This window comes from Dyella ginsengisoli LA-4 (genome assembly GCF_000334915.1).
Taxonomy (GTDB): Bacteria; Pseudomonadota; Gammaproteobacteria; order Xanthomonadales; family Rhodanobacteraceae; genus Dyella_A; species Dyella_A ginsengisoli_A.
This window is the reverse complement of sequence record NZ_AMSF01000056.1, coordinates 37131-55652: the sequence shown is the minus strand read 5'-3', so window position 1 is coordinate 55652 and position 18522 is coordinate 37131. Positions and strand designations below refer to the sequence as shown.

Sequence of the window (18522 nt, the reverse complement as noted above, 5' to 3'; positions counted from 1 at the left end):
AGCACGCGCCCGTCCGCGCGATAATGTGCCGATGACCGATACGACCCAGACCGCCCACGACGCCCAGCAGCAGATCGCCGAGGAATTCGGCTTCTTCAGCGACTGGACCGAGCGTTACCAGTACCTGATCGACCTCGGCAAGCAGCTGCCGGCGTTCCCCGAGGCCTCCAAGACCGACGAATGGCGCGTGCATGGCTGCCAGTCGATGGTCTGGCTGGTGCCGAGCGGCGATGCGGCGAAGATGCACTTCGACGCGGCCAGCGATTCGGCGATCGTCTCCGGCCTGCTCGCCTTGCTGCTGCGGGTGTACTCCGACCGATCCGCGGCGGACATCGTGGCCACCGAACCGGAGTTCATCCAGGCGATCGGCCTGGCCAAGCACCTGTCGCCCACGCGCTCCAACGGCCTGGCCGCCACGCTCGCCAAGATCAAGAGCTACGCCGCGGCGGCGCTGGGCTGACCCCCGGTAGGAGCCCGCTCGCGGGCGATGCTTCTGGCTTCGGTGGCGATTCAGAGCAAAAGGCATCGCCCGCGAGCGGGCTCCTACAGCTTGGCGAGGAGGGTGTCGGACACGGGCCGGTCAGTCTCCCGGCGTTCCGAGTAACGATCGACCAGCGGTGCCGCATGGGGCCGAAGCAGCACGGTGAAGCGCACCAGCTCCTCCATCACGTCGACGATGCGGTCGTAGTAGGCCGAGGGCTTCATGCGCCCGGCCTCGTCGAACTCCTGCCACGCCTTGGCCACGCTGGACTGGTTGGGGATGGTGAACATGCGCATCCAGCGCCCCAGCAGGCGCAGCGTGTTCACCGCGTTGAACGACTGCGAGCCGCCGGAGACCTGCATCACCGCCAGCGTGCGCCCCTGGGTCGGGCGGATCGCGCCGATCGACAACGGCAGGTGGTCGATCTGTGCCTTCATCACGCCGGTGATCTGGCCGTGCCGCTCCGGACTGCACCACACCTGCCCTTCCGACCACTGCGACAGCTCGCGCAGCTCCCGCACCGCGGGATGGTCGTCGGCGGCAACCTGATCGGGCAGCGGCAGGTCGGACGGATCGAAGATGCGCGTCTCGGCACCGAAGAAGCGCAGCAGGCGCGCGGCTTCCTCCACCGCCAGCCGCGAAAAGGAGCGCTCGCGCAGCGAGCCGTACAGCAGCAGGATGCGCGGCGGCGGCTCGGCCGGGCCGAACCCTGCGGCGGGTCGGCGATGGGCGAAGCGCACATCCAGCGCGGGCAGATGATCCGGATCGGCCAGCGTGCGCAACCGGCTCATGCCCGCGCTCCCGCAGACGCGCCGAAGCGTGCCTGCATCGCCCGCGCGGCGTGCACCAGCAACAGCAGGACCGGCACCTCCACCAGCGGACCGATCACCGCGGCGAACGCCACCTTGGAAGCCAGCCCGAACGCGGCGATCGCCACCGCGATCGCCAGCTCGAAATTGTTGCCGGCCGCGGTGAAGGCCACCGCCGTGGTGCGCGGATAGTCCGCGCCGACCCAGCGCGCCATCGCGAAGCTCACCCCGAACATCACCACGAAATAGACCACCAGCGGCAACGCCACGCGCAACACGTCGAGGGGCAAGGCCAGCAACTCGCCGCCCTTCAGGCTGAACATGGCGACGATGGTGAACAGCAGCGCAGCCAGCGTCAGCGGGCCGATCCGCGGCAGGAAGCGTTCGCTGAACCAGTGTTCGCCGCGCGTACGGATCAGCACGCGACGACTGAGCCAGCCGGCCGCGAACGGAATACCGAGATAGACCAGCACCGCCCCGGCGATGGTGGTGAAAGCCACCGGCACCACCTGCCCGGCCAGCCCGAACCACGGCGGCAGCACCGACAGGAAAAACCAGGCGTAGCCGCCGAAGGTGAGCAGCTGGAAGATCGCGTTGAAAGCCACCAGCCCGGCGACGTACTGGTTGTCGCCTCCGGCCAGCTGGTTCCACACGATCACCATCGCGATGCAGCGGGCCAGCCCGATCAGGATCAGTCCGGTCATGTACTCGGGCCGGTCGCGCAGGAAGACCACCGCGAGCAAGAACATCAGCACCGGGCCGATCACCCAGTTCTGCAGCAGCGACAGCCACAGCAGCCGACGGTCGGCAAACACGCGGTGCAGCTCTTCGTAGCGGACCCGCGCCAGCGGCGGATACATCATCAGCACCAGGCCGATGGCGATCGGCAGGTTGGTGCTGCCGACGCTGAGGCGATCCAGGCCCTTCGGCAGGGCGGGAAACAGGGCGCCGAGCGTCACGCCCAGCGCCATCGCAGCGAAGATCCAGAGGGTCAGGTAGCGATCGAGGAACGAGAGGCGCAGTCGCGGACTCGGGGTGGCGGCGGTCATCATGTTGCCTTCGGGAGATGGTGAGCGGTCAGCCGACGCGGCGGCCCCGGGCATCGAGCACGGCTTCGCCGTCTTCCTTGACGAAAGCACCGCGTGGACGTAGCGGCAGCAGATCCAGCACGCGCTCGGAGGGGCGGCACAGCGCCACGCCCAGCGGCGACACAACGAGCGGGCGGTTGATCAGGATCGGGTGGGCGATCATCGCATCGAGCAGCGCGTCGTCCGACAGCGCAGCATCGCCCAGCCCGAGTTCGGCATACGGCGTGCCCTTTTCGCGGATCAGTGCCCGCAGCGGCTCACCGGTGCGTGCTGCCAGCTGGGCCAGCAACGCACGGCTGGGTGGCGTCTTGAGGTACTCGATGACGTGCGGCTCGAACCCGCAGTGGCGGATCAGCGCCAGCGTGTTGCGCGAGGTGCCGCAAGCGGGGTTGTGGTAGATCACCACGTCGACCGGAGCCGCTGCCGCGCTGGCGCCCTCGGCATGTCCGATGTGCTGAATCTGCGCACGCAACGATTCACGCTCCAGCCCCGCCAATGGCAGCGCGATGAATGCGCGGATGCGATGGGCCAGCAGGCGGAAGGCGGTATGGAAAGCCTGCTCGCGCTGCTCGGGCGTACCGGTAACGGCCGCCGGGTCTTCTATACCCCAGTGCGCCGTCATCGGATGTCCCGGCCAGATCGGGCAGATCTCGCCGGCGGCGTTGTCGCAGACGGTAAAAACGAAATCCATCACCGGCGCATCGGCACCGGCGAACTCGTCGACGTGCTTCGAGCGCAGCCCCTCGACGGGGTGGCCGAGCTTGCGCAGCAGCCCGAGTGCGAGCGGGTGCACTTCGCCCTTCGGCTGGCTGCCAGCGGAAAACGCGCGGAAGCGACCCGCGCCAAGCTGGTTGAGCAGGCTTTCGGCAAGGATCGACCGCGCCGAGTTGCCGGTGCACAGGAACAGGACGTTGAAGACGCGATCGGTCATGGCTTCGCCTTGGCAGGTGGGCAGCAGGCCAGGTCGGCCAGCAGCGGGGTACACAGTTCGGGGTGGGCGCTGCAGCAGTCGCGCGCCAGGAACACCATCAACGCGCGCAGCGCATCGAGATGGGCGCGATAGATGATCGAGCGCCCCTGCCGCTCGGTCGCCACCAGCCCGGCCCGCGCCAGCACGGCGAGATGGGCGGACATGGTGTTCTGCGGCACGTCCAGCGCGCTGGCCACGTCGCCGGCGGGCAGGCCGCGCGGCTCGCGGCTGACCAACAGGCGGAACACCGCCAGCCGGGTCGGCTGGGCCAGGGCGGCCAGGGCAGCAAGGGCGACACTTTCTTCCATATATCCAGAATTATCGATATTTAATCGTCGCGCAAGTCCCGGAACGACGAAGCCCCGCCGGGGCGGGGCTTCGCACGGACCTCCAGGCAGTGCCTCGAAGTCAGTCGCCCATCTGCTTCTGCAGGTGCTCGCGACGCTCCTGCGCATCGAGCGACAAGGTGGCAATCGGGCGGGCATCGAGCCGGTCGACGCCGATTTCCTCGTCGGTTTCCTCGCAGTAGCCGTAGCGGCCTTCCTCGATCCGGCGCAACGCCTTGTCGATCTTGGAGATCAGCTTGCGGTAGCGATCGCGCGTGCGCAGTTCCAGCGAGTTCTCGGTCTCGCGGGTGGCGCGCTCGGCCTCGTCGCCGACGTCGCGGACTTCGTCGCGGAGGTTCTCCATGGTCTGGCGCGACTCCTCGACGAGCTGGTCGCGCCAGTCGCGGAGCTTGTTGCGGAAGTACGCCAGCTGCCGCGGGCTCATGTACTCCTCGTCGGCGGAGGGACGGTAGCCCTTGGGCAGGTCGATGGTGACGCTGGCAGGCAGCGCGTAGCGCCCGTCTTCCTTCGTCACGCCATGGTCGTTGTTGGCTGCAGCTTTATTCATTGAGGACGGCTGGGACTTCTGTTTCTTGGGAGGAGAGTGACTAATGGTAGCGGTTGCCACCTTCGGCGTCGCGATCGAGGTGGCACTGGCTACCTTGCCTGCTGGCGCCGGCGCTGCCTTTGGCACAGCCGGAGCCGGCTTGGCGACCACCTGCGCAGGCTTGGCCGGAGCCGTCTTGACGGGAGCCGCCTTGGCCACCGCCTTCTTGGCAGCCTTCGGCGCGACCGCCTTCTTCGGCACCGGCGCGGGTTTCAAAGCCTTCTTTGCCGGGGCTTTCTTGGCCACGGCCGGTTTGGCGACCACCTTCCTGGCAGGTGCCTTGGCCGGTACCTTCTTCGCGACGGCCTTCTTTGCCGCGACCTTCTTCACCGCAGCCTTCTTGGCGGCCACCTTCTTCGCAGGCGCCGTCTTGGCGGGTGCCTTCTTGGCGGCTGCAGGCTTGGGCGCCGCCTTCTTCGCGACCGGCTTCTTCGGCACAGGCTTCTTGGCTGCGACCTTGGTTTTCCCGGCTGCAGGCTTGGCGATGGTCCGGGACGCACCACGCGATGTGGCTGCGACGGGCTTTGCCTTCCCTGTCTTGGTGGACTTCGCCGTGGCCGCAGGCTTGTTCTTCTGCGCCTTGCTGGCGGTCGAACTACGCGTGGTTTTCGCCATTTCCCTTCACCATTTTGGCCGTGGCGGCCGGGTGTTATAGCCCATGTGCCTTACACCAGCAAGCGAGCTTTCTGGAATACTGGGGCATTACAAACCGCCAGCCGCTTCGGCCGCGTGAAGTGCCTTGACCCGATTCCTGCTTCTTCTGCTCCGCTTGTACAAACGCTGGCTCAGCCCCTTGCTGGGACAACGCTGTCGCTTCTACCCCAGTTGCTCGGATTATGCACGGATTGCGGTGGCCCGCTTCGGGCCGTTGCGAGGGAGCATTCTCGCCGCGTGGCGTATTGCCCGCTGCCAGCCGTTGTGTTGCGGTGGCGAGGATCCGGTGCCGGAGACGTTCGAGCTGCGCCGATGCCGCCACGAGGCCCCCACGGGCACCGACGACTCCCGCCCTGCCCGCTGAGCGAACATCCGTACCGCGAAGATGCCCGAATCACCCGCCATGCCCCTCCACCCGTCGTCCCGGCAATCACCGGGACCGTGCTGCTGATGCCCCCGACCGCCTGGCACTACCAGGACGGCCAGCGTGCCGTGGGACCGGTCGAGGAGGAGGTCATCCGGCGGCGCCTGAGCGAGGGCCGGATGCAGGCCGGCACCCTCGTGTGGTGCGAGGGCATGTCCGGCTGGGCACCGGTCGAACAGACACTGTTCGCCGCCGATGTGCCTCTCCGGATCACACCGGCCGCGGCATCGGCACCGGCGTCGGTTCGAGTGAGTCCGGCCGTGGCCTGGCTGATCGCCTGCCTGCCGTTTGCCCTGTTGCTGCTGTCGCCAGTGCCGGGCTCCGGACTGATTGGCATGGTGGCCTATATCGCGCTGGCGCTGCATGACCGGCGCCAACTGCAGCGTGCGGGCCGCCCGCTGCCTCATGCCGGGTGGTGGCTGATCCTGCTCGGTGGCGTGGGTGCGCCAATCTACCTGTCCCTGCGCGCGGGGATGCTCGGCGACCGGCGGGACTACGTGCTGGTCAGCCTGCTTGCGATTGCGGTGTTCTTCTTGTTCGCGCTGCAGGGCGGCATGCCGGCCTGAATCCCGCCGCGATCGCGAGTTCAGATCAACGCGGGCCGCTGCCGAAGCCTCCGGGCACGCCCTTGCTGGCGTAGGCCACCGCATCGTGCGGATGCAGGCTTTCCTGGTGCTCCACCCGCACGTGGAAGTCCGCCAGGCGATCGTCGGTCTCGAGGGCCCGCTGGATGCGTCGCGCGGCGTCCTCGCAGAACATCAGGTTGCCGCCGTTGGCGAGCGCGAAAGCCTGTTCGTCTTCGCGCTTCACCGCGGTCTGCACCGGCGTGCCGAGCGCGCCTTCCACGCGATCGAGGGTATCGAGCAGATCGAACGACACGCCGTCGTTCAGCCGCACCAGCAGCCGCGCGACGCTGCGCTGGGCGTGCGGGGTGGCGACGATACCCTGCTCGCTACCGAGCCAGGCCACCACGGCCGCATGGTCGATCGGCCGGTCGGCGGCGAAGTCCTGGGCGAAGCGCTCCTGGATCAACTGCCGCGACAGTGCCGCCGAGGCCGGACAGGTCGAGGAGTAGACCACCTCGGTGCCCAGCTCCAGCGCGAAACCGTCCGGCCCGAGGCTGGCCTCGACCGACACCGGATAGCTGCGCCAACCGCTGTTGCCACTGCGCAGCGCCGCCCGACGCACCAGCGCATCGAAGCGGATGCTCAGGCGTGCGCGGTCGGAGAGATCCTTGTGCGACTCGAGGAAGGCTTGCAAAAGACCTTCCAACCCCTTCGCGCTGAGCGGCTCGCTGCCGCCGAGATGGCGATCGACCAGCAGGTACAGGCGCGACATGTGGATGCCGCGCTTGTCCGGTCGCGTAAGGTTGACGAAGGCGCCGACCTGGGCGCTGGCACGCTGCACCTCGCCATCGCCGGCATCGAAGCGGACCGGCACCTCGATCCCGTCCATGCCGACCCAGTCGAGTGCACCGGCCAGGTGCGGCTGGGCCTGATGGGCGACATCGGGCATCAGGCGGGCGGTGTTTTCGTGACTGTGCATGGGAGACATCCTGGAACGGGCTGCGAGCGCACTCGCCTGGAACTGCCAATGTAGGGGCGGGATCGCCCGTCGCAACAGTTGCGCCAGGGAAACGCTGCGTCCTGCGGCCGGCGCCGACTCAGCCCTCGGCGAGGCGCCAGCGGCGTGCGGCACGCCATGCCGCCAGGGTCAGGCCGAAGCCGTTGCCCGGCAGGCCGCGCTGCAGCGTCGCCAGCGGGTCGCCGGCACGCGCCGCTGCCTTTGCCAACCGCATCGACTCGCGTGCCTCCAGCGTGCGGAACATGCCGAGCGGGCCGGCCAGCGCCATCGCCTCGCGCCACGCCTCGGCGAGATCGCCGAGCTGGGCGCGCAGGGCCTGGTCGCGCGCCGCGCCTGGCGAGCGCAGATCGGCGCGCGACAGGCCGAAACGGGCCAGCCGCGCCATGGGCAGCGGCAGCCGGTCGCATTCGGTATCGTCCTGCAGGCGGCGCAGGGCGTGGCACAGGTGAGCCAGCACGGCCACGCGACCCGCTCGCCGCGGATCGGCATCGATGCCGAACCACCATGCGGTCTCCAGTGCGGCCAGGGCGCCGTGCAGCGGCTCGGCGGTAACCAGCTGCGCGCCGAAATCGGCCGCGGTACCGGCCTCCAGCTGCGCGATCGCCGCGCGCACCGGCGCCAGCCACAGCTCGGCCGGCAGCTTCCGCGCGCGCGCATCGTCGAACAGCACCTGGGTCAGCGGATGACGCCCGCCGCCCTGCGCCGCCCCTGCCAGCTCCTCGGCCCACCAGTTGAGCTTGACCGCCGCCACCTGCGGCTCGCGGATGCCATACGCGGCGGCCAGCAGCTCCTGCTCGAGTGCGGCCAGCGCGATGTGCCCGGCATGACGATGCGGATCGACGAACACCAGCGCCACGCGCTGCTGCGGCTGCACCGCCAGCCACTTGTCGACATAGCTCTGCAAGGGACCGTGCGGCGCGTCGCTCATGCGGAGACCTCCGGCGCCAGCAGGCGGAGAAGCTGCCCGGGGTGGTCGATCACCGCGTCAGCCTGCCATGTGTCCGGATCGCCGCCGTCGAGGTAACCCCAGCGCACGGCCACGGTATAGAGGCCGGCGGCGGCCCCGGCCAGCACGTCGCGGCGGTCGTCGCCGACGAACAGGCAGCGTGCCGGATCGATGCCCGCCGTCTCGCAGGCCAGCCGCACCGGCGCTGGATCGGGCTTTTTCACCGGCAGCGTGTCGCCGGAGACCACCGCCGAAGCACGCGCGGCCCAGCCGATGCGGGCCAGCAGCGGATCGGTCAGGAAGCCCGGCTTGTTGGTCACCACGCCCCAGCGGATGCCCCGCCGCTCCAGCGCGGCCAGCAGCGCCTCGACGCCGTCGAACGCATGGGTGTCCTCGGCGACCGCCTGCTCGTACAGCGTGAGGTAGCGCGGCACCAGTGCCTCGACTGCAGCCTCGCCGCGATCGCCGAACGCGCAGCGCAGGATCGCCCGCGAACCGCGCGAGACCACCTCGCGCACGGGCGCGAAATCCGGCGGTGCGACACCCTCTTCCGCACACTGACGCACCAGCGCGGTGTAGAGATCCGGTGCGCTGTCCAGCAAGGTACCGTCGAGGTCGAACAGCACGCCATCGACGCGGTCGGGCAAGGCGTTCATGCCGGCTTGCGTGCGCACAGCAGGTAGTTCACCGCGGTGATGCGGCTGAGCCACGCCTTGCGGCTGAGCGGGTTGTAGCCGAGCCCGGAGACGTCCTCCAGCTCCAGTCCGGCGTGGCGGAGCAGCCGCGCCAGCTCCGACGGCTTCAGGAACTGCGCGTAGTGGTGGGTGCCGCGCGGCAGCATGCGCATCAGGTATTCCGCCCCGAGGATCGCCGCGCCAAAGGCGACCGGGGTGCGATTGAGGGTGGACATGAACAGCCTGCCGCCGGGCTTGAGCATCGCCGCCAGGTCGTGGACCAGCGCCTCCGGGTCCGGCACGTGCTCGATCATCTCCATGCAGCACACCGCGTCGAAGCCGGCCGGCTCGGCCGCCGCCAGCTCCGCCGAGGACTGCACACGGTAGTCGACCGCGAGGTTCGATTCGTACAGGTGCAGCCGGGCGATCTCGATCACCTTCTCGCCGAGGTCGATGCCGGTGACCTGCGCACCGGCCGCCGCCAGGGCTTCGCTGAGCAGGCCGCCGCCGCATCCGACGTCGGCCACCTTCGCGCCCTTCAGGGCGACGCGATCGGCGACATAGGCCGTGCGCACCGGGTTGAGGTCGTGCAGCGGTCGCGATTCGCCGTCCGGATCCCACCAGCGGTCGGCCAGCTTGTCGAAGCGGGCGATCTCCTCGGGGCTGACGTTGGCGTGCGTGGTCGGCATGGTGATGACTCCCGGCGTGCGCTCAGCGCGCCTGCCACTCGTGGATGGTGACGTCCCAGCCGCCACTGGTGCTGGCCGGGTCGCGGTCGACGATCGCCTGCGCGGCGGCGTGATCGTCGGCATGGATCAGGTAGGCGCCGCCACTCTTGTCGGCGAACGGCCCCGAGCGCTCCAGCACGCCCTGCGCGCGCAGCGCCTCGAGGAACGCCCGGTGAGCCTCGATCGCCGCCGGATCGACCACCGGACGGCGCTTGAGCAGGACGAGATACACCGGCTTGGGGCTCATACCGCGGCGATCCGCTCGCGCCACTGGCGGGTACGGGCCAGCATGGCCTCCAGATCCATTCCGACCAGCTCGCGCCCGGCCAGCTTGCGGCGGCCGGCGATCCACACGTCGGTGACCTGATGGCGACCGGTGGCGTAGACCAGCTGCGAGGCGACGTGGAACAGCGGCTGGGTCTCCAGGTCGCTCAGCCGCACCGCGGCGAGGTCGGCCTGCTTGCCCGGCTCGATCGAGCCGATCAGCTCCTCCAGCCCCATTGCGCGAGCGGCGTTGAGCGTGCCGGCACGCAGCGCCGAGGCGGCGTCGAACGCGGCCGCGTCCTGCGCCACCGCCTTGGCCAGGATCGCCGCGGTGCGCATCTCGCCGAACATGTCCAGGTCGTTGTTCGAGGCGCAGCCGTCGGTGGCGATCGCCAGGTTCACGCCGGCGCGGCGGAACTTCTCCGCCGGGCAGAAGCCCGAGGCCAGCTTGAGGTTCGACTCCGGGCAGTGCACCACCGAGACGCCGGCCTCGGCGCAGGCGGCGATCTCGCCGTCGGTCGCCTGGGTCATGTGCACGGCGATCAGGCGGTCGTTGACCAGCCCCAGCTTCTGCATGCGCTGGAACGGACGCAGGCCGCTCTTCTTCTTCTCTTCCTCCACCTCGTGCGCGGTCTCGTGCAGGTGCAGGTGGACCGGGATGTCGAGCTGGTCGGCCAGCACGCGGATGCGCTCGAAGCTGGCGTCGGACACGGTGTATGGCGCATGCGGCGCGAACGCGGTACCGACCAGTGGATCGCCGAGGAAGCTGTCGTGTACCTCGGCGGCGCGCTCGAAGTACTCGTCCTGGGTCTTCGCCCAGGCGGTGGGGAACTCGATCACCGGCAGGCCGACCAGGGCGCGGAAGCCCAGCTTGCGGTAGGTGGCGCCGATCGCATCGGGAAAGAAGTAGTTCTCGTTGGCGCAGGTGGTGCCGCCGCGCAGCATCTCGGCCACCGCCAGCTCCACGCCGTCGCGCACGAACTCCGGTCCGATCACCTTGGCTTCGGCCGGCCAGATGTGCTCCTGCAGCCAGGTCATCAGCGGCAGGTCGTCGGCCAAGCCGCGCAGCAGGGTCATCGGGTTGTGCGTGTGGCTGTTGACCAGCCCGGGGATCAGCGCGTGCTCGCCGAGCTCCACCCGTTCGCGCGGCGCATAGGCGGCACGCGCCTCGGCGATCGGCAGCAGCGCCACGATACGGTCGGCATCCACCACCACGGCGTGCTGCTCCAGCACGACCGCGTGCGGCTCCACCGGTACCACCCAGCGGGCCTCGATCACCAGGTCGACGGATTGCGGGGGCGTGACACTCATCTTCACCTCACTGTGCGGGATGGGCAGGCGGCCATGGCCTGCGCGCTTGATGCAAAACGGTTCGATGCAAAAACGAGAAAGGGCGGTACCTCGCGGCCCCCGCCCCTCTCGTCGATCACCTGGCGGGATCGAACGGCTTACTTGCCGACGCGGCTGACGTACTCGCCGGTGCGGGTATCGACCTTGATCACCTCGTCGGTGCCCACGAACAGCGGCACGCGGACCACGGCGCCGGTCTCCAGGGTGGCCGGCTTGCCGCCGCCGCCGGAGGTGTCGCCACGCACGCCAGGATCGGTCTCGGTGATCTTCAGCTCGACGAAGTTCGGCGGCTGCACGGCGATGACTTCGCCGTTGAACAGGGTCACCACGCACTCCTCTTCGCCCTTCAGCCACTTGGCGGCGTCGCCGACGCCGACCTTGTTGGCCTGGTGCTGCTCGAAGGTCTCCTGCTGCATGAAGTGCCAGAACTCGCCGTCGGAGTAGAGGAACTGCATGTCGGTGTCGACCACGTCCGCGACCTCGAACGAGTCGGACGACTTCATCGTCTGCTCGGTGGTGCGACCGGTCTTCAGGTTGCGGATGAAGATGCGGGTGAACGCCTGGCCCTTGCCGGGCTTGATGAAGTCGGCGTCGGTGATGACCCACGGGTCGTTGTTGTGGAGGATCTTCATCCCCTTCTTGACGTCGTTCAGACCAGCGGTGGCCATGCAGTGCGCTCCAATCGAAGAATCCGCCCGTACGAGCGGCTAAAATGATCAATCACCCGGGCTCACGCCCGATACAAGGCCGTACATGATAACCGCAAGCCCCGGCACCCGCATAACCCCGGCCGGCGACTGGCGCCAGCAGTGGCGCGATGCCGTCACCGACCCGCGCGAGCTGCTCGCCCTTCTGGGGCTGGAGCACCTGGCTGGCCGGCTGCCGGAGACGGACGCCGGGTTCGCCCTGCGCGTGCCCAGGGCATTCGTGGCACGCATGCTGCCGGGGGACGCCCGTGACCCGCTGCTGCTCCAGGTGCTGCCGCAGATGGCGGAGCTGGACGAGGTGGACGGCTATGCCACCGACGCGGTCGGCGACCTGGCCTCCCGCGAGGCGCAGGGTGTACTGCACAAATACCGGGGCCGCGCCCTGTTGATCGCCAGCGGCAGCTGCGCGATCAACTGCCGCTACTGCTTCCGGCGGCACTTTCCCTACGGCGAGGAAATGGCGGCCGCGGGTCAATGGCGCCAGGCGCTGGACCATCTCCGGCGCGACCCGGGGATCACCGAGCTGATTCTCTCCGGCGGGGATCCGCTGGCACTGTCCACCCGCAAGCTGATCGAGCTGACGGACGGCCTGGCGGACCTCCCCCAGGTCACCCGCCTGCGCCTGCACACCCGCCTGCCGGTGGTGCTACCCGACCGGATCGACGGGCCACTGGTCGAGTGGCTCTCCGCCCTGCCGCTCCAGAAGGTGGTCGTGCTGCATGCCAACCACGCGCGGGAGATCGACCACGGCGTGGCCGAGGCCTGCCAGCGGTTGCGCGGGGCAGGATGCACCCTGCTCAACCAGGCCGTGCTGCTGCGAGGGATCAACGATCACGCCGGCACGCTGGCCGAGCTTTCCGAGGCACTGTTCGCCATCGGCGTGCTCCCCTACTACCTGCACCAGCTCGATCGGGTACAGGGAGCCGCCCATTTCGAGGTGGACGACGCAGAAGCGCTCGCCCTGATGGAAGAGCTGCGCGGCTGCCTCCCCGGCTATCTGGTGCCGCGGCTGGTCCGCGAGGTGCCCGGCGCGCCCTCAAAGCTTCCGTTGTGAGCCCCCGGTCGCCACACCATGGCCTCGCCCCGCTGGCGGCCACCGCGGGAATCCGTTACAACCGTTGGGAGTGCGCCAGGATTGGCGCGCGTCGGTCGCAGCCGGCCGGCGCCTCCCAGAACCGACCGATGTGTCCATGAAAAAAGATTCCGTGATCAAGATCCTGTTCGTCGAGGCCTCGGTGGAGGACGCCGAACAGATCATCAGTCTGCTCCGCAATGGCGGCATCGCCGTGCGACCGGCACGAGCGACCACCCCGGAGGAAATCCAGGCGGCGCTGGACGAACTGATCCCGGACATCGTGCTGTACGACCCGGCGCCGGCAAAGCTGCCGCTGCGCGACGTGGCGCAGCAACTGGAGGCACATGGCCGCGACCTGTCGCTGGTCGTGCTGGTGGCCCAGGCCGACAACCAGACGATCGCCGATCTGTTCAATACCGGCGTGCGCGGCATTGCCATCCGCAGCCAGCCCCGGCAGATGATGACCGTCCTGCAGCGCGAGCACGAGGCGCTGCAGACGCGCCGCCAGGTGCGCCTGCTGGAGGCCGCGCTACGGGAGTCCGAGCGTCGCGCCGACGCCCTGCTCGACTCGTCGACGGACCCCATCGCCTTCGTTCACGATGGCATGCACGTGCGCGCCAACAAGGCGTACCTGGAAACCTTCGGCTACGACGATTTCGACGACCTGCTCTGCCTGCCGGTACTCGACCTGATCAGCAGTGCCGACGCCGAGCCCTTCAAGAACCTGCTGCGCAGCCACGCCCGCAACGAGAAGGCCGCGGCGCACATCGATCTTCAGGCGCGCCGCTCCGACGGCAGCAACTTCCAGGCAACAGTCGAGTTCGCTCACGCCACGTTCGAGGGCGAACCCTGCCTGCAGATCGTGTTCCGACGCCAGCAGATCGATCCGCAGCTGATCCAGCAGCTGCATCGCGACCCGGTCACCGGCCTGTACAACCGCGCGCGCACACTGGAAAGCATCGACGACGCGGTCACCGCCGCCGCCAAGGGCACCAAGGGGCAGAGCCTGCTGCTGATCGAGCCGGACAACTGGCAGTCGCTGCTCGACAGCGTGGGCATGGGCAAGGCCGACGAGCTGATGGCGTCCTTCGCCAACCGCGTCAGCACCGAGGTCGGAGAGGACGACGTGGCCGGCCTGTTGTCCGAGCACACCATCGGCGTGATCCTGCGCAACCGCAATGACGAATCGGTCAAGCAGTGGATCAGCGACCTGCAGGCGCGTATCGCCAGCGAGATCTTCGACCTCGGTTCACAGTCGATTGCCGTCTCGGCCAGCGTCGGCGGCAGCCTGCTCGGCGAGAAAAACGCGAACGCCGAGCTGCTGCTCAACCAGGCCGGCCAGGCGCTGCGCAACGCACTCAGCCAGGGCGGTGGCAAGGTCGAGCTGCACGATCCGGCCGCCCGCGAAAAGGCCGACGCCGAGCGCGATCGCTACTGGCTGCAGTTGCTCCAGCATGCCCTCGCCCACAACGGCTTCGTGCTTTACCACCAGCACACCATCAGCCTGCAGGATGCCGAGGGCGAGTATTCGGAAATCCTGTTGCGCATGAACGGACCGCAGGGCGAGGTCCTGCCCGGCTTCTTCATGCCGATCGCGGAGAAGCACGGCCTGACCACCTCGATCGACCGCTGGGTGCTGGCCAAGGCGATCGAGACGCTCCGCGCCCGCGACGGCCAGGGCATCAAGACCACGTTCTTCGTGAAACTCACCGCCGACTCCATCCAGGACGGCACCCTGCTGGCCTGGCTCGGCGAGCAGCTGCGCAAGGCCGGCCTCAAGAACGGCCAGATCGTGCTGGAGATGACCGAGAGCAAGGTGGTGACACTGCTGCGCCCGGCACAGGAATTCGTTACCGGCTGGAAGAAACTCGGGGGCCGCTTCGCACTGGAGCAGTTCGGCTCCGGGCTCAACTCGTTCCAGCTGCTCAACCACGTCGACGCGGATTACCTGAAGATCGACCGCTCGTACATGGCGCAGCTGCCGCAGCATCCGGAAAACCAGAAGAAGATCGCCGAGATCTGCCACCACGCGCGCGAACTGAAGCGACTCACCGTGGCCGAGTGGGTGGAGGATGCCAGCAGCACGTCGCTGCTGTTCGCCTGCGGCGTGGACTTCGTGCAGGGCAACTTCCTGCAGGAACCGCAACGCCTGGTCGACTGAGGCCCAACGGCCCCGACGCCCCTCCGGGAGACACGAAAAAGCCGCGGAAGCATGCTTCCGCGGCTTTTCGTTTTGCCCTGCGTGAGCGGACTTACTCGGCGGACTTCGCGGCCTTCGCGGCGGCAGCCGCGGCGATGTCTTCCTTGATGCGCGCAGCCTTGCCCTCGAGATTGCGCAGGTAGTACAGCTTGGCGCCACGCACCTTGCCCTTGCGCTTGACCTGGACCGACTCGATGGTCGGGCTGTGCGCCTGGAACACGCGCTCCACGCCGGTACCGTGCGAGATCTTGCGCACGGTGAAGGCCGAATGCAGGCCGCGGTTGCGCTTGGCGATGACGACGCCCTCGAACGCCTGCACGCGCTCGCGGTTACCTTCCTTCACCTTGACGTTGACCACCACCGTGTCGCCGGGGCCGAATTCCGGCAGCTGGCGGGTGATCTGCTCGGATTCGAACTGTTCGATGATCTTGTTCATGGCAACACCTGTGTCGATTCAATTACCGCGGTCTGCGACGGCCGCTTCGTGGTGCCGCAGGTAGTCGCGGCGGAATTCTTCCAACAGCACGGCGGACTCTGCATCGAGGTTCCGTCGCGCCAGCAGATCGGGACGCCGCAACCAGGTCCGTCCCAGCGACTGCTTCAGGCGCCAGCGGCGGATAGCCGCATGATCGCCGGACAGCAGCACCGCCGGCACGTCACCCAGTGCGTCATGCACCGGTTTCGTGTAGTGCGGACAATCCAGCAGGCCGTCCGAGAACGAATCCTGCTGCGCCGACTGCGCGTCGTTCAACGCGCCGTCCTGCAAGCGGCCCACCGCGTCGATGACCACCGCGGCACCCAGCTCGCCGCCGGACAGCACATAATCGCCGATGGAAAGCTCCTCGTCGACCTCGCGCGCCAGCAGACGCTCGTCCACTCCTTCATAACGTCCGCAAAGCAGGGCGATCCGCGGCATTTTCGCCAGCGACGCCACCCTGTCCTGCGTCAGCCGCGCTCCCTGCGGGCTGAGGTAAATCACGTGCACCGGCTCCGGTGCCGCCTCCCGCACCGCCGCAAGGGCGGCACGCAAGGGCTCGATCAGCATCACCATCCCCGGTCCGCCGCCGCAGGTGCGGCCATCCACGGTCCGGTAGTTGTCGGTGGCGAAGTCGCGCGGGTTCCAGGTTTCCACCTGCAGCAGCTCGCGCTGCTGCGCGCGTCCCACGACACCGACGGCGGCGCACTGGCGCATGAAGTCGGGAAACAGCGTAACGACATCGATGCGCATCAAGATCCTCCGGTCGGCGGCCTGCCTGGCGCGGGCTCTAGAACTCGGGATCCCAGTCCACCACCATGCGCCCGGCTTCCAGATCCACCGAACGCACGTAACTGCCCTGGATGAAGGGAACCAGCCGCTCGCGCTCGCCGTCCCTCACCACCACCACGTCGTTGGCTCCGGTCGCGAACAGGTGACTGACCCGCCCCAACGCCACGCCTTCGGTGGTGACGACCTCAAGCCCTTCGAGGTCGACCCAGTAGTACTCATCCTTGCCGGGTGGCGGCAACAGCTCGCGGGCGACATGGATGTCCTTGCCCACCAGCGCCGCGGCCTGCTCGCGGGTGTCCACGTTGGGCAGGTGGCAGATCAGCCCCTTGCCCTGTGGACGCCCCTTGATGCCCGACACCTCGACCATGTCGCCCGGCGCCGATGAGAGCTGCCAGGGCTGGTAGTCGAAAATCCGCGTGCGGGGCTCGGACCAGGATTCGATCTTGAGCCAGCCCTGCACCCCGTACAGCCCGACGATGCGTCCCATCAGGACGCGCCGACCGGCTGCCGTCATGCTCAGGCAGCCTGCTGCTTGCCGGCTTCCTTGACCAGGGCGGCGACCTTGTCGGTCAGCTGCGCACCCTTGCCCACCCACTCGTTGACGCGCTCGACGTTGAGCTCGAGGCGCTTGTCCTTGCCGGACGCGACCGGGTTGTAGAAGCCCACATTCTCGATGCTGCGGCCGTCGCGCTTGCTGCGCTGATCGGTCACGACGATGTGGTAGAACGGACGGCCCTTGGCGCCACCGCGCGAAAGACGAATCTTGACCATAGTAAAAGCTCCAGAGATGCCGGAATCGCCGGCCGCACGCACGAGACCGTGCGCGGTAAACGCGGCATTTTAGCCGGTTTCAGGGAAAAAGGAAGACCCGTCAAGCGTCTTCCCCGAAAGCTCTCGCGCCCGCGGTCAGCGCATCGGCGGCATGCCGCCGCCCATCCCGCCCATGCCCTTCATGGCGCCGCGCATCTGCCGCAGCAGGCCCTTGGAACCACCCTTGGCCAGCTTCGACATCATCTTTTCCATCTGCATGTACTGCTTGAGCAGGCGGTTGACGTCGGCCGGCTGGGTGCCGGAGCCGCGGGCCACGCGGGCGCGGCGCGAACCGTTCAACAGGTCCGGATGGCGACGCTCCTTCTTGGTCATCGACTGGATGATCGCGACCATCTTCTTGAGCTCGCCGTCGTTGACCTTGGATTTCACGTTGTCCGGCACGCTGGCCATGCCGGGCAGCTTGTCCATCAGGCCGGCCAGGCCGCCCATATTCGACATCTGCTCGAGCTGATCCTTCATGTCGTTCAGGTCGAAGCGCTTGCCCTTCATCACCTTGGTGGCGAGCTTCTGCGCCTTTTCCTGGTCGACCTTGCGCTCGACCTCCTCGACCAGCGACAGCACGTCGCCCATGCCGAGGATGCGCTGGGCCACGCGGTCCGGGTGGAACGGTTCCAGCGCATCGGACTTTTCGCCGGCGCCGAGGAACTTGATCGGCCGGCCGGTGACATAGCGCACCGACAGCGCCGCGCCGCCGCGGGCGTCGCCATCGGTCTTGGTCAGCACCACGCCGGTGAGCGGCAGTGCCTCGGCGAAGGCCTTGGCCGTGTTGGCCGCGTCCTGGCCGGTCATCGCGTCGACCACGAACAGGGTCTCGACCGGAGTGATCGCGGCATGCAGCGCCTTGATCTCGTCCATCATCGCCTGGTCGACGCTGAGGCGGCCGGCGGTGTCCACCAGCAGCACGTCGATGACCTCGCGGCGGGCGGCGGCAATCGCTTTCTTCGCGATGTCGACCGGGTTCTGGCCCGCCTCGGAGGGGAAGAAGGCCACGCCGACCTGTTCGGCCAGCGTGCGCAGCTGCTCGATCGCCGCCGGACGGTAGACGTCGCAGCTGACCACCATCACCCGCTTCTTCTTGCGCTCGGTCAGGAAGCGGGCCAGCTTGCCCACCGTGGTGGTCTTGCCCGCGCCCTGCAGGCCGGCCATCAGCACCACCGCCGGCGGGGTCTGGGCGAGGTTGAGCTCAGTGTTCACCGTACCCATCACCGCGGTCAGCTCGTCGCTGACCACCTTCACCAGCGCCTGGCCAGGCGACAGGCTCTTGAGCACCTCCTGGCCGACCGCGCGCACCTTCACGCGCTCGATCAGCGCCTGCACCACCGGCAGGGCGACGTCGGCCTCGAGCAGGGCAATGCGCACCTCGCGCAGCGACTCGCGGATGTTCTCCTCGGTCAGGCGACCACGACCGCGCAGGCGGTTGACGGTGGTGGAGAGGCGTTGGCTGAGCGACTCGAACATGCGGGGGAAACCAGGGTGGAAAGCGTTCGATTATAGCCAACCGCCCGGCATCCGACAGGATCGTCCGCCGCACCCCTGC

General features: G+C 68.3%; 22 protein-coding genes and 1 pseudogene. 5 read left to right on the top strand and 18 right to left on the bottom strand.

The genetic code is table 11. The features are described 5' to 3' along the window. The first annotated feature begins 31 nt into the window (after positions 1 to 31). The gene (locus C693_RS0113475) at positions 32 to 460 is read left to right on the top strand and encodes a SufE family protein (protein WP_017462813.1); all 429 of its coding nucleotides are present in this window, start codon (positions 32 to 34) and stop codon (positions 458 to 460) included. A gap of 83 nt (positions 461 to 543) precedes the next feature. Here the strand turns inward: C693_RS0113475 and arsH are convergent, their stop codons facing one another. The 6 genes and pseudogenes from arsH to dksA all read right to left on the bottom strand — a co-directional run bounded on the left by arsH (position 544) and on the right by dksA (position 4896). Beyond that, the gene (arsH, locus tag C693_RS0113470) at positions 544 to 1272 is read right to left on the bottom strand and encodes an arsenical resistance protein ArsH (RefSeq protein ID WP_017462812.1); all 729 of its coding nucleotides are present in this window, start codon (positions 1270 to 1272) and stop codon (positions 544 to 546) included. Further along, entirely contained in the window at positions 1269 to 2339 is a 1071-nt protein-coding gene (gene arsB / locus C693_RS0113465) for an ACR3 family arsenite efflux transporter (RefSeq protein WP_026107413.1), read from the bottom strand. The genes arsH and arsB overlap by 4 nt, the downstream gene beginning before the upstream one ends. A 28-nt stretch (positions 2340 to 2367) precedes the next feature. Continuing rightward, entirely contained in the window at positions 2368 to 2784 is a 417-nt protein-coding gene (arsC, locus tag C693_RS24030; protein ID WP_198506875.1) for an arsenate reductase (glutaredoxin), read from the bottom strand. 114 nt (positions 2785 to 2898) lie between these two features. Beyond that, positions 2899 to 3309: pseudogene (locus C693_RS24025) on the bottom strand (arsenate reductase ArsC); the annotation flags it as partial. Then, on the bottom strand, positions 3306 to 3656 hold the full coding sequence (locus C693_RS0113455) for an ArsR/SmtB family transcription factor (RefSeq protein ID WP_017462809.1): 351 nt from the start codon (positions 3654 to 3656) through the stop codon (positions 3306 to 3308). The pseudogene C693_RS24025 and the gene C693_RS0113455, both read right to left, overlap by 4 nt. 100 nt (positions 3657 to 3756) lie before the next feature. Further along, a complete protein-coding gene (gene dksA, locus C693_RS23450) occupies positions 3757 to 4896 on the bottom strand; it encodes an RNA polymerase-binding protein DksA (RefSeq protein WP_100243718.1) in 1140 nt (379 codons plus the stop codon). Positions 4897 to 5020: 124 nt separating this feature from the next. Between dksA and yidD the strand changes: the two genes are divergently transcribed. Together yidD and C693_RS0113440 are read left to right on the top strand one after the other, a co-directional pair. Continuing rightward, on the top strand, positions 5021 to 5299 hold the full coding sequence (gene yidD / locus C693_RS23070) for a membrane protein insertion efficiency factor YidD (RefSeq protein ID WP_083868311.1): 279 nt from the start codon (positions 5021 to 5023) through the stop codon (positions 5297 to 5299). Positions 5300 to 5385: 86 nt separating this feature from the next. Then, on the top strand, positions 5386 to 5925 hold the full coding sequence (locus C693_RS0113440) for a DUF4339 domain-containing protein (protein ID WP_157798632.1): 540 nt from the start codon (positions 5386 to 5388) through the stop codon (positions 5923 to 5925). 25 nt (positions 5926 to 5950) lie between these two features. Here C693_RS0113440 and folE2 read toward each other — a convergent pair whose 3' ends face one another. The 7 genes from folE2 to efp all read right to left on the bottom strand — a co-directional run bounded on the left by folE2 (position 5951) and on the right by efp (position 11573). After that, positions 5951 to 6904 (bottom strand): GTP cyclohydrolase FolE2, encoded by a 954-nt coding sequence (folE2, locus tag C693_RS0113435; protein WP_017462805.1) that lies wholly within the window; start codon positions 6902 to 6904, stop codon positions 5951 to 5953. A gap of 118 nt (positions 6905 to 7022) precedes the next feature. Then, positions 7023 to 7871, bottom strand: a complete 849-nt coding sequence (locus C693_RS0113430) for a squalene/phytoene synthase family protein (RefSeq protein ID WP_017462804.1) — start codon at positions 7869 to 7871, stop codon at positions 7023 to 7025. Then, a complete protein-coding gene (gene gph, locus C693_RS0113425; protein ID WP_017462803.1) occupies positions 7868 to 8545 on the bottom strand; it encodes a phosphoglycolate phosphatase in 678 nt (225 codons plus the stop codon). The genes C693_RS0113430 and gph overlap by 4 nt, the downstream gene beginning before the upstream one ends. After that, the gene (gene ubiG, locus C693_RS0113420) at positions 8542 to 9252 is read right to left on the bottom strand and encodes a bifunctional 2-polyprenyl-6-hydroxyphenol methylase/3-demethylubiquinol 3-O-methyltransferase UbiG (RefSeq protein WP_017462802.1); all 711 of its coding nucleotides are present in this window, start codon (positions 9250 to 9252) and stop codon (positions 8542 to 8544) included. The genes gph and ubiG overlap by 4 nt, the downstream gene beginning before the upstream one ends. Before the next feature lie 22 nt (positions 9253 to 9274). Next, positions 9275 to 9538: a YciI family protein gene (locus tag C693_RS0113415; RefSeq protein ID WP_017462801.1), complete on the bottom strand. Its 264-nt coding sequence runs from the start codon at positions 9536 to 9538 to the stop codon at positions 9275 to 9277. Continuing rightward, entirely contained in the window at positions 9535 to 10866 is a 1332-nt protein-coding gene (locus tag C693_RS0113410) for a TRZ/ATZ family hydrolase (protein WP_017462800.1), read from the bottom strand. The genes C693_RS0113415 and C693_RS0113410 overlap by 4 nt, the downstream gene beginning before the upstream one ends. A 137-nt stretch (positions 10867 to 11003) precedes the next feature. Continuing rightward, a complete protein-coding gene (gene efp / locus C693_RS0113405; protein ID WP_017462799.1) occupies positions 11004 to 11573 on the bottom strand; it encodes an elongation factor P in 570 nt (189 codons plus the stop codon). 85 nt (positions 11574 to 11658) lie between these two features. Between efp and epmB the strand changes: the two genes are divergently transcribed. Both epmB and C693_RS0113395 read left to right on the top strand, forming a co-directional pair. Next, entirely contained in the window at positions 11659 to 12666 is a 1008-nt protein-coding gene (gene epmB / locus C693_RS0113400; RefSeq protein ID WP_017462798.1) for an EF-P beta-lysylation protein EpmB, read from the top strand. Between the two features lie 136 nt (positions 12667 to 12802). Then, positions 12803 to 14848 carry a GGDEF/EAL domain-containing response regulator gene (locus C693_RS0113395; RefSeq protein WP_017462797.1) on the top strand — a complete coding sequence of 682 codons (2046 nt, stop codon included), beginning with the start codon at positions 12803 to 12805 and terminating at the stop codon, positions 14846 to 14848. Positions 14849 to 14939: 91 nt separating this feature from the next. On the opposite strand, the gene rplS is transcribed toward C693_RS0113395, so the two are convergent. The 5 genes from rplS to ffh form a co-directional block, all read right to left on the bottom strand. Continuing rightward, the gene (gene rplS / locus C693_RS0113390; RefSeq protein WP_017462796.1) at positions 14940 to 15323 is read right to left on the bottom strand and encodes a 50S ribosomal protein L19; all 384 of its coding nucleotides are present in this window, start codon (positions 15321 to 15323) and stop codon (positions 14940 to 14942) included. An 18-nt stretch (positions 15324 to 15341) separates the two neighbouring features. Continuing rightward, on the bottom strand, positions 15342 to 16115 hold the full coding sequence (gene trmD / locus C693_RS0113385) for a tRNA (guanosine(37)-N1)-methyltransferase TrmD (protein ID WP_017462795.1): 774 nt from the start codon (positions 16113 to 16115) through the stop codon (positions 15342 to 15344). Positions 16116 to 16152: 37 nt separating this feature from the next. Continuing rightward, positions 16153 to 16668 carry a ribosome maturation factor RimM gene (rimM, locus tag C693_RS0113380; RefSeq protein ID WP_017462794.1) on the bottom strand — a complete coding sequence of 172 codons (516 nt, stop codon included), beginning with the start codon at positions 16666 to 16668 and terminating at the stop codon, positions 16153 to 16155. A gap of 2 nt (positions 16669 to 16670) precedes the next feature. Beyond that, a complete protein-coding gene (gene rpsP, locus C693_RS0113375; RefSeq protein WP_017462793.1) occupies positions 16671 to 16925 on the bottom strand; it encodes a 30S ribosomal protein S16 in 255 nt (84 codons plus the stop codon). Positions 16926 to 17060: 135 nt separating this feature from the next. Next, positions 17061 to 18443: a signal recognition particle protein gene (ffh, locus tag C693_RS0113370; RefSeq protein WP_017462792.1), complete on the bottom strand. Its 1383-nt coding sequence runs from the start codon at positions 18441 to 18443 to the stop codon at positions 17061 to 17063. Between the last annotated feature and the right edge of the window lie 79 nt (positions 18444 to 18522).